This is a genomic window from Candidatus Brocadiia bacterium (genome assembly GCA_041658285.1).
Taxonomy (GTDB): Bacteria; Planctomycetota; MHYJ01; order JACQXL01; family JACQXL01; genus JBBAAP01.
In genome coordinates, this window is record JBBAAP010000007.1 from 80,612 (window position 1) to 96,039 (window position 15,428).

Here is a 15,428-nt window from a genome sequence, read left to right on the forward strand (position 1 = left end):
CGACAAAGTTCAGTGCTTCATTCCCAGGTTATCCAACATCCTTAAATCATCTTCCACCTGGCGCCCGGGCTGGGTGAGGTATCCGCCTATCATCATGCCGGTGGCGCCGGCGTAGAATATCCACGACTGCATATCGCCCAGGTTCTTCTCCCGCCCGGCGCAGATACGGATATCCTTAGCCGGCAGGATATACCTGTAAACGGCGATAATCCTGAGTATCTCCTGCGGCCCAAGCGGTTTAACTTCGGCCATCGACGTGCCTTTAATGGAAATGAGGAAATTAAGCGGTATCGATTCCACATCCAGTTCCCGCAGGGTCAAAGCCATCTCTATCCGGTCCGACCAGCCCTCGCCCAGTCCGAATATCCCGCCGCTGCAAACCCTTAGGCCGGCATCCTTAAGGTTGCGGATGGTCTCTATGCGCTCATCATAAGAATGCGTGGAACAAACCTGCTTGAAATACCGGCGCGAGGTTTCCAGATTATGATGCGCTTTACTGAGTCCGGCTGCTTTGAGCCTGAGAATGTTCTCCCGGCTCATCCGGCCGAGCGAACCGCAAACGTATGGGTTGCCTTTATTAACAGGATATTCGGAAGAAAGATTACGGACACTCTCGGCGATGCCGGATATCTCATCATTATCCAGCGTATTGCCGCTGGTGACGATGCTGAACCCGTGCGCGCCTATCTCCTTGCTCCGCTGGTAACCCTTGCGGATTTCCGACTCCGGCATCAGCGGGTAAACATCGGCCTGGCTGTTATGGTGAACCGATTGGGCGCAGAACTTACAGTCCTCGGAACAGGCGCCGCTTTTGGCGTTGATAATGGAGCAAAGATGAACCTTATCCTGATGAAAATGCTGCCGGATGGCATTGGCGCCGTGAAGCAGCTCCCAGAGCTCGGCCTTGTCCGAGGCCAGGAACTGCGCGGCCGTCTGGTCTATCTGCCTGCCGGAAATAATATCTTTGACAATAGAGTCAATATTCATAATAAACAGGTTAATTAGCCAAGATGTTACTGTATATGCTACCTACTTGTATTAATTACCGGCGGATTGGCAAGGATTTTTGCATCTGTGAACTGAGCCTTGATGGGAGTGACAGAAATATAGCCTTCGTGAACGGACTCGATATCGGAATGGACATGTTCCGGATGAATTCTGGGACGGCGGCGAAAGACGGACAACTCCGGCCCGGCCTTCATCCAGAAATATAAACGGCCTCTCGGGTCTATGCCCTTGACAAACCGCTCCCTGACCAGGCGCATATCCTGGCAGGTAAAACGGATACCCTTGATTTTAGAAACCGGCCGGTAGGGAATATTGATATTAAAGACGCTGCCCGGCTCGGGACGGGTCTTGAGTATGTCCATGATAACCTTATATGCGGCCCGGATAAACGGCGCGAAATCCATCCGGGCGGGCATTTCCCTGGGCCGCTCAACCGAGACGGCAAAAGAGGTTATGCCCCAAAAGGACGCCTCAATCGCCGCGGCAACGGTGCCAGAATAAAAGATATCCAGCCCCAGATTAGCCCCGAGGTTAATGCCGGAAACTACCATATCCGGACGGCGCTTAAGATAATGCCCCAGCGCCAGCTTGACGCAATCGGCCGGAGTGCCCTTGACGGCATAAATATAATCCCTGCCGCTGTTGCCGTAAGTTATTTTCTTTACGAAGATGGGCGAGAGTATAGAAATGGAATGGCTGATGGCGCTCTGCTCGAACAACGGCGCTATCACTGTAAGCTGATGTCTTTGCCTGAGGATATCCTTGAAGGTTACTAGCCCTTCGGTTTCCAATCCGTCGTCATTTGTAAGAAGGATTCGCATTCTTCAATCTATCCGGCTCATCGCGCTAACGGCCGCGATACAAACTATTCTTATGACAGCCACTCGGAACGATGCCTCTTGAACTGGGTCTGGAGCCGGGTTATCACCCGGGCGAAAATCTGGCTGACTCGCGATTCGGAAATATCTAGAATTAGCCCTATCTCCTTCATGGTCAGATCGTCGTCAAAATAGAGCTCCAAGACCAGGCGTTCTTTCTGAGAAACCCGGCTCTTGAGATACTCGACGATTTCCTTATTGATTACTTTCTTGTTGGAAAACTCGTCTTTGCGGCACTTGAGCACATCGCTGAACTCCATGCTCTGCTCGTTCTTTTCAGACCCGAGCGTGGCATTAAGCGAAAACATATTGAAGGCGCAGGCATCCTGGGCCATTTTATTGTATTCATCCAGGTTAAGGTTAAGGTTCTTGGCGATTTCAAAGTCGGTCGGCGCGCGGCCCAGTTTTTCCTGCAGATGCTTGCAGGAACGGCTGAGCTGATGCGAACGGGTCCTGACCAAACGCGGCACCCAGTCCATTTCGCGCAGTTCGTCGAGCATGGCGCCACGGATGCGGTTGACGCAATAAGTCTCGAACTTAATACCCCGGTCAAGGTCAAACAGCTTGATGGCATCCAACAAGCCGAATATCCCGGCCGAAGACAAATCCTGCACATCCACCGAACCGGGTAAATGCCCGGACATCTTTTCGGCCACCTGACGGACTATGGGCAGGTAAATCTTCACCAGCTGGTCGTGATATTGCTTGGCTCCGGTCCTTTTGAATTTCTCCCATAGCTTCCGTGTGTTTTGCTTATCCGCGAGTTTTGCCTGGGCCATGACCTCTTGAGCCGAACGCTCGGATACAAGTCCCGTCGCGACAGGCTGGTACTGTTCATCCATTAACAAGTGACCCCCGCCTCTTCTTATATCCTTTCGGTTTTCCATACTCGCGTCTCCTTCTTTTGCCCACTCTCGAGAAATTAAAATATAAAAATAAATCAGACCCGCAGGCCGTAGTGTCCGATCTTGTTTCTCAAAGTCTTTTCCGATATTTTCAGGGCTTCGGCCGTCATTCTCCGGTTCCCGCCGAAATGTTCCAGGTTCTGCTGAATGACTTCCTTCTCAATATCGTCTATGGTCTGTCCGACCAGCTCCGGATGCCCGTCCGGCTTAGCCTCGCCGTTGAGCCAGCCTGAAATATGGCTGGGCATAATCACGTCATCTCCGACCACGGTCATCATCCGCTCAACGATGTTGAAAAGCTCGCGGACATTGCCCGGCCAGCAGTACTTTTGCAGTAATTGAAAAGTATCCTTGTGTATCTCCTTGGTCTTTCGGCCCGGAGACAGCTTGTAAGTGATATAATGATGGATTAACGGGATAATGTCTTCCTTGTGGTCGCGCAAGGCCGGCAGGTGTATGGGGATGACGCTCAGGCGGTAATAAAGGTCCTCGCGGAAATGGCCGGACCTGGCCATCTCGATAAGATTGCGGTTCGAGGTGGCGACAATCCGGACATCCACTTTTTTGGTCATATTGCCGCCGACCCGTTCGAAAGATTTCTCGTCCAGCAACCGCAATAGCTTGCACTGGAAATTAGAATTAATCTCGCTAACTTCGTCCAGCACCACCGTACCCTTGTCGGCCGACTCAAACCGCCCAATGCGCGTAGCCTCGGCTCCGGTAAACGCGCCTTTCTCGTGCCCGAACAACTCGCTTTCAATCAGGGTATCCGAAAGCGCCGGGCAGGAGATAGGCACGTATGTTTTCTGGCAACGCGGGCTCAAGGAATGCAGCAGCTTGGCCGCCAGCCCCTTGCCGGTGCCGCTCTCGCCGGTTATCAGAACGGTGCTGTCGCACTGGGCCGCCTGTTTTATCTGCTCAAAAACGGATTCCAGCTGGGGCGTATCGTAAATGAAGGTAATGTCATCTATCTTGTATTGCATAGTTATTTATCTTCCTGGTCCAGAACCTTTTTAACTTCCAGGAGCGAACGATGCATCTTTAACCTGACCACGCGCATCAGCCGGTCGATGACGTCCTCGCCGTAAAGCCGGTGTCCGGCCGGCGTACGTTCCTCGGCATTTATCAGTCCCATCATGGTGTAGTTGTGGATGGTCTGGCGCGAGATATTGATGCCCTGCTTGGCCAGGTGATGGATGATTTCCTCTACCCGAAAAAGCTTCGACAATGTGGCTTTCATCTCTTTTCCTCTACCGTTCTTAGCCTTGGGTTTCATGGTTTATTCTTCCCAAGCCAAACATACTTTACGTTTCGTAAATTACGCCTGATAATATACGCTTCGTAAAAGTAGGTGTCAAGAAAAATATAGTATTTTTGGTGAAATATTTTATGGGGTAGGTGTCGGAATCGGCCGTTAAACCCTAAGAGTCAATCGCCCTAGCGCGCAGGTATCTTGCGGGTTACTTCGCGATAGCGCCCGTATTTTCCGTTCTGCATATTCTGCAGGAATTTGACCAGGTAAATTATTTCTTCCATTTGGCCGTATTTTTCCTGCAAATATTTAAGCGCCTGCTGAACCGTCTTTTTGGAGTGCCAGATGAGCTTGAATGCCTTCTCGATCGCCTCTACTTTCTCCTCGGAAAATCCGCGCCGTTCCAGCCCGATGGAATTGGGCGCCCGAACCTTGGCCGGATGTCCTTCGGCAATCATGAACGGAGGCACGTCCTGAATGACCCGAGCGATGCCGCCAATAAACGCGTGTTTGCCGATGGTCACAAAATGGTGCACACCGACCAGTCCGCCCAGCACGGCATAGTCCTCCACCCAAACATGTCCGCCCAGCTGGACACCGTTGGAAAGAATCGTATTACTGCCGATGATGCTGTCGTGCCCGACGTGGGCATAAGCCATCAGCAGGTTATTGTTGCCCAGGATGGTTTCTTCCTTATCTTTGGTGGTGCCGCAATGGACGGTCACGAATTCGCGGAAGGTATTGCCGTCGCCGATGGTCAGCCTGGTCGGCTCGCCCCGGTAAGTCAGGTCCTGCGGCGCGGTGCCGATGGCCGCATACGGGAATACCACGTTATTCTTGCCCAGCACCGTATGGCCGGTGACGGTGGCATGATGAGCGACCTTGGTGCCCGAGCCGATGACCACATTCTCATCAATGATGGTGTAAGGCCCGACTTCCACGTCAGCGTCCAGTTGGGCCTTGGGATGAACTATGGCGGTAGAATGTACTTTAGACATTATAATTTATACGCTGATTTACGCAAATGGCCGCAGATAATTATCCTGTAAATCTGTGTTTATCTGCGTCCTAATCATTCCTTATCCACAAGCATGAATTTAAATTGCGATTCGCAAGCCACCTCGCCGTCGACCATTATCTTGCCCATAGCCTGGATAATCCGGCCCTTGTCGCGGGTGGTTTCCACTTCTATCCTGAGCTGGTCGCCCGGCACCACCGGACGGCGGAACTTGGCCTCGTCGATGGAAAGGAACACGGCCAGCTTGTTCTCGTTGCCGGTCCGGCTCAAAAGCAGAGCGCCGATGAGCTGGGCCATGGCCTCGACCTGAAGCACTCCGGGCATCAACGGCCGGCCCGGGAAATGGCCGTTGAAAAACTCCTCGTTGATGGTGACATTCTTTATGCCCACCGCCCTGTTGTAGCCCTCCATCTCGATGACCCGGTCAATCAGCAGGAACGGATACCGGTGCGGCAGGATGTTCTGCAGCTCGCGCGACTCCAGCCAGACCTTCTGTTTGGGCTGGGCCGTGGCTCCGGCGGACAGAGATTCCTTTATCTTGCGGACAAACTTGACATTCTGGTCGTGGCCGCTCTTGATGGCGATTATTTTAGCCTCCAGCGGCGCGCCCAGCAAGGCCAGGTCACCCAGCAGGTCGAGCATCTTATGGCGCACGAACTCGTCCGGGAACCGGAGCTTGTTCTGAACCACCTTGTCCTTATCGACCACCAGGATATTATTATAATTAGCCCCCTTGCCCAGGCCCTGCTTCTGGAAGTGCTCCACTTCCGAGGCCAGGCAGAACGTCCGGGCTGAGGCCAGTTCGTTTTTATATGTGGATTCATCCAGCTTTATGGTCTTATGCTGGGTGCCGATTAAGGGCGAATCATACTGCAGGGTGTAATCAATGGTCAGGCCGTCGTCCGGCAAGGCAATCAGGGATATATCGCCCTCGGCATAGGTCACCGGGAATTTGAGTTTGATGGTCTTCTTGGGCAGGTCCTGCTCCTTTATGCCCACCGAGGAAATCAGGTCGACGAAATCCTTGGCGCTGCCGTCCGTATGAGGCACCTCGGAGCCGTTGATGGCGATTTCCAGGTTATCGATGCCCAGGCCGTAAATGGCCGACAGGAGGTGCTCGGTGGTTTCGACGCTGACGCCGTTCTGGGCCAATCCGGTGCGCCGGTAGTTAGTGGTAATCACATCCGAAGATACATTGATGCGCTTATCGCCGTCATCAATCCGGATAAAGACAATGCCGGTGTTGACCCCGGCCGGGCGCAGGATAATCTTGGTCTTCACCCCGCTGAACAGGGCCAGGCCTTCGTAAGAAACCGGGCTGACAATAGTTTTCTGTTGCATAAAATTTATTAAGCTGATTTAGCTGATTAAACTGTTAATTATTAAAAATATAATAATATAATCCGCTATATCCGCTGAATCCGCTTACTAAATTAAAAACTATATCGGGATATAAAAGAATGTCAAGAGATTTTAGTGCCAGTAGGAACAAAGTGACGTACTGGCACTTATTAGTGGCACTTCGAGCATAGCGAGTTAGTGCCACTTATCCCTGAGCGTAGCGAATGGGGTCCAGATTAAGCATCATCGGGGCTAGTGCATACCAAAGGGAGTTACCGGCAGAGCGAAGCCTCCTGTAAGGACTTATCCAGCGACCATAGAGAGCTGGGTTATTAGCGCCACTTCGAACACAGTGAGTTAGTGGCGCATTATCCCTGCACTTGTTGCAGGGAGTGACTGCTGGAGGCTGCGCACTCTCCGAAACCCTTCGAAATATTTATCCTGAGTATTTCCGAAGGGCTCAGGGTAAACTTAGCGAACAGGATTAGTGCAAACACATAACGTTACCAGCCAGTTATCCCGCCTAATGGCGGGGCTTTATATTCCTATGTATTCTGGTTATATTCTATAGAATCCCGGTCATATTCCAGTGAATCCTGGTCATATTCCACGGAATCCCGGCTATATTCCACGGAATCCTGGTCATATTCCATGGAATCCCGGCTATATTCCACGGAATCCTGGTCATATTCCATGGAATCCTGGTCATATTCCACGGAATCCCGGTAATATTCCAGGGAATCCGGCTTGAAATCCATTGGATTCAAGCCGAAAACTAAGGAACGTAACCGGTATTCCTCTTATGACAGGCTGTAAAACCAAGATTTCGCGCTAACATAAAACCCGTCTCTTAGAGCCAGTTTCAGCCCCAGCCGGAGGCTGGTCAGCCTCAGGCTGAAAATGCTGACACCTGCCCCTGCCCGAGACAGGCGGGCGCCAATTGGCAGGCGGGGGCAAGTGTGTCCTCTCGCCCTCTGAAAACAGTGCCTTGGAAACCTTATAAACAAAGGGAAAGAAAATTAGGTGTCCTTACAGGAGGCTATCGCTCTGTGTCACCGGATATGACCGGATATGGTCGGGCGGGTCTGGAGGGGTATCCTTCCAGGAAGCCGGGAGGCTCTGTGTCACTGAGAATAAAGAACCCAAACACCATTTCCCCATTCTATCCAGGAGCTTTTCTTTTCATCTACAGGCAGCTTTTCCCGCTGTTTGTAAAAGAACCCATTTTCGTCGATAAGTATGGCATAAGCTGTTTTAGCTTTTATTTTTAGCTGCTCTAATCGATTAATATCCTTGATAATCCCTTCTTTCCAAAATACTACGGATGGCTTGAATTTACTCGCACAGATATTTTTTCGCTCATGGTTTGGCTCGTATTTAAACTCCACCGCCAATTCCACTTCGTCAGCGCGGCTAAGAATAACCAGGTCGGGCTTAACGCAGGATTTTTTCTCTCGAAATAGCACATAATCGTTAAACACCTTATATGGCTTATTCCCAATTAGCTCGGTGATTTTCTTCTGGACGGTCCAGACCACATCACGCTCGGTGAAGAATTGGAATTCTCCGTAATGCTTCCTGAGCCAGCTTAAGGCATCTAAGAAAATCTCCTCTGATTTTGTGCTGGGCATAGATTTTATCCAATCCACATTTTTCGGGGTGTCGTCGATGTTTATTTCTTTCATGGCTTTATTTCGCTTTTAAAATGTCCTCAAAAACCTCATGGTTATTTATAGCAAAATTATACAGTGTGATTGCCGCATCAATTCCACTATTAACCGCTTTAAGTTGCTGATCAAATGGCAGGCCAGGGTCTATCTTGGTTATTCCTATTCGGATTGCCGCTGATTTTTTCGCAGGGACTACGCAAGCATTCTTTGGTAAAATCCCATCCAGTCTTTTTGCGATGAGTGTTACACGTTGGGCCTCTCCTTTAATTTCTAGGTCTACGGAACCTTTTCCTCTCTTTTGCACTGATAGCTTGTGCTTTATGCTCATATTTTTCGATAAACAACCTCGTTCGAAAATTATGAATGTAGACCCGGATGGTTTATTTTCACGTGGCGGCAGCTTTAAGCAACTTGCTCTTTTCTCAAGAATCCACTCGTAATTATCCCAAAATTCGGAAACATTCTTATCCGCTTCGGGGTTATAGCCTTCTTCGTTTTGCTTGATGGCTCTGGTGACAATGGCTTTTTTATAGGCTCGTCTGCTACCGGTATCACCATCGCGGTCAAACCAGGGTATGAAATCTTGATAAGTAAAAATATGATCAAACTTACTTTCCGTTTCCGGGTCGATGTATTCGCGCGGCGCGGTGATAATTGTTTTGACCTCGTCGCATAATCCTTCCCGGCAATAGCTTTGGCCTCTTTTTTTATATCTTCCGGCCTGGTCGGGCTGGGGATCCGCAGAAATCTTATCCTCTATTAGTAAAACCAATTTTTTGCCTCGTTGATCTTTTAACATTACTTCCAGGTCTGATTCACCATTTGAGGTTTTTACGTGAGGCCTTGCGCCCAAGAATATTGGCTCGGTTATTTCTATCTTAGCCTTGATCATAAAGAATTTCAGGAATCCCGGCGAACAGATAAATTCTTCTAGCAATAAAAGATCAATGTCTCTTTCCATAACCGCCTTGTATGGAGGGATACTATTTTCAATAGATTCGAAATTAATAAATTCATTATTCATAACTGCTCTGGTGTCGTCAACATTGATTTCTTGTATAATTTATTGGGCGTCCAGTAGTATGCGGGACAGACCACATATTTTCTTCCCCTTTATTAAAGAGGTTTACAAGACATTGTTTTCGTAAACCGGGACTTCCCCTGCCGGCGCTTATGGGTATTAATCCAACCTATCCCTTAATCACCAGGTTGGTCGGGTCAATCTGGTGCAGGATACGCACTTCCTCGGGCGTGGGCGGAGCGCTTTCGGCTACCTTGGCCGGAATAATGATTTCGAATTCGCTGTTGGCCTGAATCTCGTCAATGGTAATGCCCGGATGGCGGCTGAGAAGCATCAGGCGCTTGGTCTTGTCGTCGAATCCGTAGGTGCCCAGCTGGGTAATGACGCGGTAAGGCCCGGTCTCTTTGGGCAGTCCGGCCTTTTCGCGCCCGCCCGGGCCGTCAAGGTATCCCGGCGTGGTCAGGAACGGCAGTTTATTGACGAAGCGCTTCTTGTCCTGGCGCATTATGATGATGGTCTTCCAGCAGAGCGAGCCGATATCGTTGGCGCCGCCGCTGCCGGGCAGGCGCACCTTGGGCCGGGCCCAATCACCAAAGAGAGTGGTATTGATGTTACCGTAGGCGTCTATGGCAGCCGCGCCCAGGAAACCGTAATCTATATACCCGCCCTGGAGGAAGCTCATAACGTCGTGCATCGAGGAAGCGGCCACGGCCCGGTGGAATGTGCGCGAATCGCCCACCGAGATGGGCAGTACCGGCACCTTGGGCCCGACTCCGCCGGCCTCGAAGATGATGAGCAGGTTGGGCGCGTGGGTGCGCTGGGCCAGCATCCCGGCTATCATCGGCAGTCCGGTGCCAACGAAGATGGATTTGCCGTCTTCCAGCACGTGGCAGGCCACGCAGGCCAGCAGTTCCGTGGATGTATAGCTGTTGGTTTTTGTCTCAACCATTTGAGGCCTCCTTCTGTTCCATCCCCGGCGCGCGGAATTGCTCGATGTCCCTGAGCTGGTTCATCCGGCTCACGCCGCCGACCAGTTCCAAATATTCCTTATAGTCCTTGACGCCGAAGACGTATTTGTCAAAGTATTTCCGCGCGCCTTCTTCGGTCTCGGAAACGGTCAGCCATTCGCGGATATGGTCTTCGTCGAAGTAATACAGGTAAGGCATCTGAGTCGGATGCGCGCCGTGCGGCACGTGGCAGACGGCGTCGGCCAGGAAGAACGGAATGACCGTCCGGCTGGGGTTCTGGCGGATGACCTCTTCGTCCACGATTTCCTCGGTGGTGATGAGCACCCGGTAAGCGGCCCGGACCAGTTCGTAATCCTCGACCAGGATACCGTCTATCTGGGCGTTGCCGAACTTGTCGCACCTGGGCACGTGAATCATAGCCACATCGGGGTAGCAGGCCGGCAACAGGCAGATGGGCTTATCGCTCCAGGGGTCGCGCACTATCTTGGCCGAGCTCTTCTTGAAGGTATCGGTACCCATCATATTGCGCGAGGGCACGAAAGGCACGCCCATGGCCCCGGCCAGAAAACGCCACTGGTAGCCGGCGTTGCTAATTTCGGCCACCACCTTGCACTGGCCGCTTTCGACCGCCCGGCGCCCGGCCGGCGAAAGGCCCCGCAGTTCGTGGGCGAATGAATAGGCTACTTCCACCCGGTCGACGCAGCCGCCGCCGATGAGGATATCGATGTCGTGCACGGCCGTCTTGCCGGCCATAATCAGGTTGCGTTTCTTCTGGCGGATGATTTCGTAGAGTAATGACATCGGGGTACGGATATGGCCGAAACCGCCGCAGGCGATGAAACTGCCGTCCGGCACAAAGCGCTTGACCGCTTCCTGCACCGTCATGCGCTTGTCCTTGAGCTCGCGCGATTTGTTGTCGCGCACCCATTGGCGCCGCTCGTCCGGGTCGTGCCAGCCGATAAGCTGGCCCTGGCCTTCTTCTAAAATTTCCATATTCTGTCGCTTTCTTTATTCGCCTTAAATGGATTCACATAATTATAATCTAAACTAAAACATCAAACCGGACATCGGTCAAGCAAAAATACCTAATATAGTTTATTCCTTGACACTTGGCTGTTTGATGCAATAATTAATAAGGATTAGCCACGGAGACACAGAGGTCACTGAGACCGTTATAAATAAAATTACTTTTTTCTCTGTGTTCTCTGAGACTCTGTGGCAAGGTTTTTAATATGCGCGAAATACTGGAACAGAACGAAGAAAAGATGCTGGCGCCCTACGCCATGAAGTCGAGCCAGTCGCTGGGCCGGCGCTATGACGAACCGGAACACGGCTACCGGACCGCCTTCCAGCGCGACCGGGACCGGATTATCCACTCCACCGCTTTCCGGCGGATGGAATACAAAACCCAGGTGTTCGTCAACTACGAAGGCGACCATTACCGAACCCGCCTGACGCACACCATCGAGGTGACCCAGATAGCCCGGACCATTGCCCGGGCATTGGGGCTTAACGAAGACCTGGCCGAAACCGTGGCCCTGGCCCACGATATAGGGCATACGCCGTTCGGCCACGCCGGCGAAGAGGCATTGCACGATTTGATGAAGGACGCCGGCGGGTTCGAGCACAACGCCCAAGGCCTGCGGGTGGTGGAACTGCTGGAACGCCGTTACCCGCAGTTCACCGGGCTGAACCTGTCCTACGAGGTGCGCGAATCCATCATCAAGCACAATACCACCTATGACCGGCCCACGCCCAACAAGGATTACCATCCCGAATGGCATCCGCTGCTGGAGGCCCAGGTGGTCGATATCGCCGACATCATCGCCTATAACAACCACGACCTGGACGACGGCATCCGGGCCGGGCTTATCAAGGAAATCCACCTGGCCGATATCTCGCTGTGGCAAAAGGCCAGCCGGGAACACAAGAAAACCATGGACCCGCTGACCCAGGAAAATTTCCTGCGGCCCCAGACGGTCATCACCCTGATAAATATGTTCGTGACCGATTTAATCGCTAATACCCTGAAACGGCTCAAGGAATATAATATTAACAGTATTGAAGACGTGCATAACAGCCAGGCATGCCTGGTCTGCCTTTCCGAAGGACTGGAAAAGGAAAGGAAACAGCTGGAGAAATTCCTGTACCAGAATGTATACCGCAATTATAAGGTGGCCCGGATGGCCGAAAAGGCCAGGCGTTTCATGGAATCACTCTTCAATACCTACCAGAAGGAACCGCAACAGCTTCCGCCCCGGTACCAGCAAATGGCCAAAGAAGACAGCCAGGGCTATGAAATAGGCCTGAAACGCGCCATTGCCGATTACCTGGCCGGAATGACCGACCGTTACGCCCAGCAGGAATACGAGAAATTGTTTCAGGCATAACGGTTATTTTCCGAATTATATATATATTTTATCATCTGCATTTTTATGGGGTTGGCAGTTGGGAATATGACATACTGCCACCCATAGCCGGCTGCCCGTTAGGGTTCTTGTCCCAAGACCCCTCAGGGTCTAGGGATAACTCACTACGGTCTAACAGCCGGACTAAGGAGGATTATATGCTTTATATCCTGAGAGCGTTTTTTGTGCTTGCCGCGGCTGTCATCGGTTATAACATCGAGCACCTGTTCACTCCCGGCTCAAGCGGCGTAATCGGCATCGTTATCGGCGTACTGGTGGCCATCCTTTTCTCCGTCATAGAAATCGGTTTCACCCGGCGGTTTATCAGCACTATCTCCATAGTCATGTTCGGGCTGGTGTTCGGGTTCATCATCTCGGCGCTGTTCATCCACGCCCTGCTCCTGGTGCCGACCATTGAGAATATGACCAAAGACACGCCCGGATTCAACGAGTGGCTCCAGGTTTCCATTACTTTCTTGTTCTGTTTCCTTTCGGTTATCGCCATTATCCGGAGCAAGGATGATTTCAAGTTTATCATTCCCTTCGTGGAGCTTTCCAAAAGCCAGAAGACCGGATTGCCGCTGGTGGTCGATACCAGCGTCATCATCGACGGGCGCTTTGCCGATATCGCCGAAACCCTGCATTTCGATATGCCCATAATCATCCCCAGGTTCGTCCTGCAGGAACTGCAGAACCTAGCCGATTCGTCGGACAAGATGCGGCGGGTCAGGGGCCGGCACGGGCTGGATATCCTGGACAAGATGCGCAAGAATACCAAGCTCAAGGTCCAGATAGACGAGGCCGAATTCCCCTACATCAAGGAAACTGATAACAAGCTGCTAAAGCTGTCCCAAAGCATCAACGGGCGGCTGGTCACCAACGATTTCAACCTGCTCAAGGTCGCCCGGGTCCAGGGAATGGATGTCATCAGCATAAACGAATTGGCTAACGCGCTCAAGCCGGTGGTCCTGCCGGGCGAGCAGATGGAAGTAAAAATCATCCGGACCGGAGAAGAACCTTCCCAGGGCGTGGGCTATCTCAATGACGGCACCATGGTCGTGGTCGAAGGCGCGGCTAACCGCATCGGCCAGCGGCTGAATGTGAATGTTACCAGCGTTCTGCAAACCAATGCCGGCAAGATGATTTTCAGTTCTCTTGAAAGGGAACGGGACCAGGATCGTGACCGTGATAGAGACCGGGACCGTGGTGACCGGAATCGACGTTAGCGGCAGTTCGAGTGAGGCGGATTAGTGTTACTTTGAGCGAAGCGAATTTAGTAACACTTATCCCTGAGCGCAGCGAACGGGACTTACTGGCACGTTATCCAGTGCCCTTTCGGTAATACTCAGGATAAACAAATCACAATTGTAGTAATATTTGCACTGGAGGCTACGCACTCCCGATGATTTCTAACTGGACAATCTCATCTTTCGGAAACACTCGTTAATCCGGATTATTTCAGTTCGGTCGGCTTGACATTGTCACCCTGGATTTTCCAGACCGCCGGGTCGAAATTAGCGCTATCCCCGACCATCAACAGCATCATCTTATCCGGTTGCAGGTATTTCCGGGCCACCCGCTTGATGTCTTCCTTTGTGACGGCCATGACTTTGGCGCGGTAGGTTTCCAGGTAATCCTTGGGCAGGCCGATGTATTCAAGATACATGGACTGCTCGGCTATCCGCTGTGAATTATCAAACCTGAAGGCAAACCGGTTGAGCTCGGCTTCCTGGGTGTTTTGAAGTTCCTGGTCTTCGACATACTCTTCCCGAATCCGCCTTATCTCGTCCATAATCAGGCCGACCGAAGTATGGGTCGCATCGGTGCGCGTCTCGGTTCCGGCCATAAAGAAACCCGGGCAGGTCTGGTTCATATAAAAGAACGAGAACACATCATAAGCCAGCCCCCGTTTTTCACGGACCGACTGGTAAAGGCGCGAGGCCGAATCGCCGCCCAAGATGGCGTTCATCAGGCGGATGGAGAAATAGTCCGGATTGAGCCGTTGCACGCCCAGCAGTCCGAACCTGATGGTGGTCTGTTTCTGGTCGCGCGGCACATAATTAACCGAAGCGGCCGGAGCGGGAATATTCGGTTCCAGCGCCTTGATGTCAAACTCTGGCAGTTTCGCGGATGCCGGCACCGCACCCAGCGTCTGGTTCAGCAGCTCCATCATTTCAAACTTGCGGAAATCTCCGGAAATGGCAACCATCATGTTATTGGGAACGAAATATGTCTTGTAAAAAGCCACGATATCATTACGAGTCAAACTACCAACCGATTCCTTTGACCCCGAGAGGGTTTCACCCAGCGGGTGCGTCCCGTAAATCAGCTTGCGGAAACACCTGTCGGCTATGGAACCGGGTTCGTCGTTCTGCCGCTGGATTGACTGGATCATCCTGGATTTCTCGTACTGAAACTTGTCCTCCGGGAAGATCGGGGCAAAGACCACCTCTTTAAGCAATTCCAGAATATCTTTGGTATCTCGGCTGAGGCTTGAGGCGGTTACCCGCATCTCTTCGTAGTCGGTTGAGGCGGAAATACCGGCTGATTTGAACTCCAGTATCTCATCCAGCTTGCCAACCGGATACTTTTCCGTGCCGCCGGTCCGAAGCAGGCGCGACATCAGCGAGCACAACCCGCTTTTACCGGCCGGTTCGCATATCGCGCCGGAACGCACCAGCAAGGTAAGGTTTATCAACGGCAGTTCCTTGTCTTCCAGAAGGAATACGACCATTCCGTTCTTGAGCTGCTGGCGCTCGGCCTTGGGCACGATTATCTCCAGCGGCTGGAAGGTCAGCTTATCCGGATGAGAAACCCGCTGGATAAGCACCGGCTGGATGTTCGGGGTAGATTCATCGGCAATGGGCCGGGCCGGCTGGCTCTTCGTGCCGACGCATGAACCGACCAATAAAATGATAGTAATGCTTAATGCGGTAGCTAATAGTTTTGCTATTTTCAT

The 15,428-nt window shown here is 51.9% G+C and carries 15 protein-coding genes; 2 read left to right on the forward strand and 13 right to left on the reverse strand.

Features of this window, described 5'->3' with window-relative positions; genetic code table 11:
* Positions 1-9 precede the first annotated feature (9 nt).
* From bioB to WC980_07740, 12 genes are all read right to left on the reverse strand, one after another.
* Positions 10-987, reverse strand: coding sequence for a biotin synthase BioB (gene bioB, locus WC980_07685; protein MFA5794926.1), 978 nt, complete (start codon positions 985-987; stop codon positions 10-12).
* 38 nt (positions 988-1,025) lie between these two features.
* Positions 1,026-1,829 (reverse strand): 5'/3'-nucleotidase SurE, encoded by an 804-nt coding sequence (surE, locus tag WC980_07690; GenBank protein ID MFA5794927.1) that lies wholly within the window; start codon positions 1,827-1,829, stop codon positions 1,026-1,028.
* 50 nt (positions 1,830-1,879) lie between these two features.
* Positions 1,880-2,773, reverse strand: coding sequence for a FliA/WhiG family RNA polymerase sigma factor (locus WC980_07695; GenBank protein ID MFA5794928.1), 894 nt, complete (start codon positions 2,771-2,773; stop codon positions 1,880-1,882).
* Between the two features lie 53 nt (positions 2,774-2,826).
* A complete protein-coding gene (locus tag WC980_07700) occupies positions 2,827-3,774 on the reverse strand; it encodes a sigma-54 dependent transcriptional regulator (protein ID MFA5794929.1) in 948 nt (315 codons plus the stop codon).
* 2 nt (positions 3,775-3,776) lie between these two features.
* Complete coding sequence (locus tag WC980_07705) at positions 3,777-4,067, reverse strand: MerR family DNA-binding transcriptional regulator (protein MFA5794930.1); 291 nt, start codon at positions 4,065-4,067, stop codon at positions 3,777-3,779.
* A gap of 161 nt (positions 4,068-4,228) precedes the next feature.
* Positions 4,229-5,041, reverse strand: coding sequence for an acyl-ACP--UDP-N-acetylglucosamine O-acyltransferase (gene lpxA, locus WC980_07710; protein ID MFA5794931.1), 813 nt, complete (start codon positions 5,039-5,041; stop codon positions 4,229-4,231).
* 74 nt (positions 5,042-5,115) lie between these two features.
* On the reverse strand, positions 5,116-6,402 hold the full coding sequence (gene lpxC / locus WC980_07715) for a UDP-3-O-acyl-N-acetylglucosamine deacetylase (GenBank protein ID MFA5794932.1): 1,287 nt from the start codon (positions 6,400-6,402) through the stop codon (positions 5,116-5,118).
* A 545-nt stretch (positions 6,403-6,947) separates the two neighbouring features.
* Positions 6,948-7,160 carry a hypothetical protein gene (locus WC980_07720; GenBank protein MFA5794933.1) on the reverse strand — a complete coding sequence of 71 codons (213 nt, stop codon included), beginning with the start codon at positions 7,158-7,160 and terminating at the stop codon, positions 6,948-6,950.
* Positions 7,161-7,526: 366 nt separating this feature from the next.
* Positions 7,527-8,087 carry a hypothetical protein gene (locus WC980_07725; protein MFA5794934.1) on the reverse strand — a complete coding sequence of 187 codons (561 nt, stop codon included), beginning with the start codon at positions 8,085-8,087 and terminating at the stop codon, positions 7,527-7,529.
* A gap of 4 nt (positions 8,088-8,091) precedes the next feature.
* Entirely contained in the window at positions 8,092-9,096 is a 1,005-nt protein-coding gene (locus WC980_07730) for a hypothetical protein (protein MFA5794935.1), read from the reverse strand.
* 166 nt (positions 9,097-9,262) lie between these two features.
* The gene (locus WC980_07735; protein ID MFA5794936.1) at positions 9,263-10,042 is read right to left on the reverse strand and encodes a CoA-transferase; all 780 of its coding nucleotides are present in this window, start codon (positions 10,040-10,042) and stop codon (positions 9,263-9,265) included.
* Entirely contained in the window at positions 10,035-11,054 is a 1,020-nt protein-coding gene (locus WC980_07740; GenBank protein ID MFA5794937.1) for a CoA-transferase, read from the reverse strand. The genes WC980_07735 and WC980_07740 overlap by 8 nt, the downstream gene beginning before the upstream one ends.
* 239 nt (positions 11,055-11,293) lie before the next feature.
* On the opposite strand from WC980_07740, the gene WC980_07745 reads away from it, so the two are divergent.
* Positions 11,294-12,451 (forward strand): deoxyguanosinetriphosphate triphosphohydrolase, encoded by a 1,158-nt coding sequence (locus WC980_07745; GenBank protein MFA5794938.1) that lies wholly within the window; start codon positions 11,294-11,296, stop codon positions 12,449-12,451.
* Between the two features lie 176 nt (positions 12,452-12,627).
* The gene (locus WC980_07750) at positions 12,628-13,695 is read left to right on the forward strand and encodes a PIN domain-containing protein (GenBank protein MFA5794939.1); all 1,068 of its coding nucleotides are present in this window, start codon (positions 12,628-12,630) and stop codon (positions 13,693-13,695) included.
* A gap of 227 nt (positions 13,696-13,922) precedes the next feature.
* On the opposite strand, the gene WC980_07755 is transcribed toward WC980_07750, so the two are convergent.
* A complete protein-coding gene (locus tag WC980_07755; GenBank protein ID MFA5794940.1) occupies positions 13,923-15,428 on the reverse strand; it encodes a pitrilysin family protein in 1,506 nt (501 codons plus the stop codon).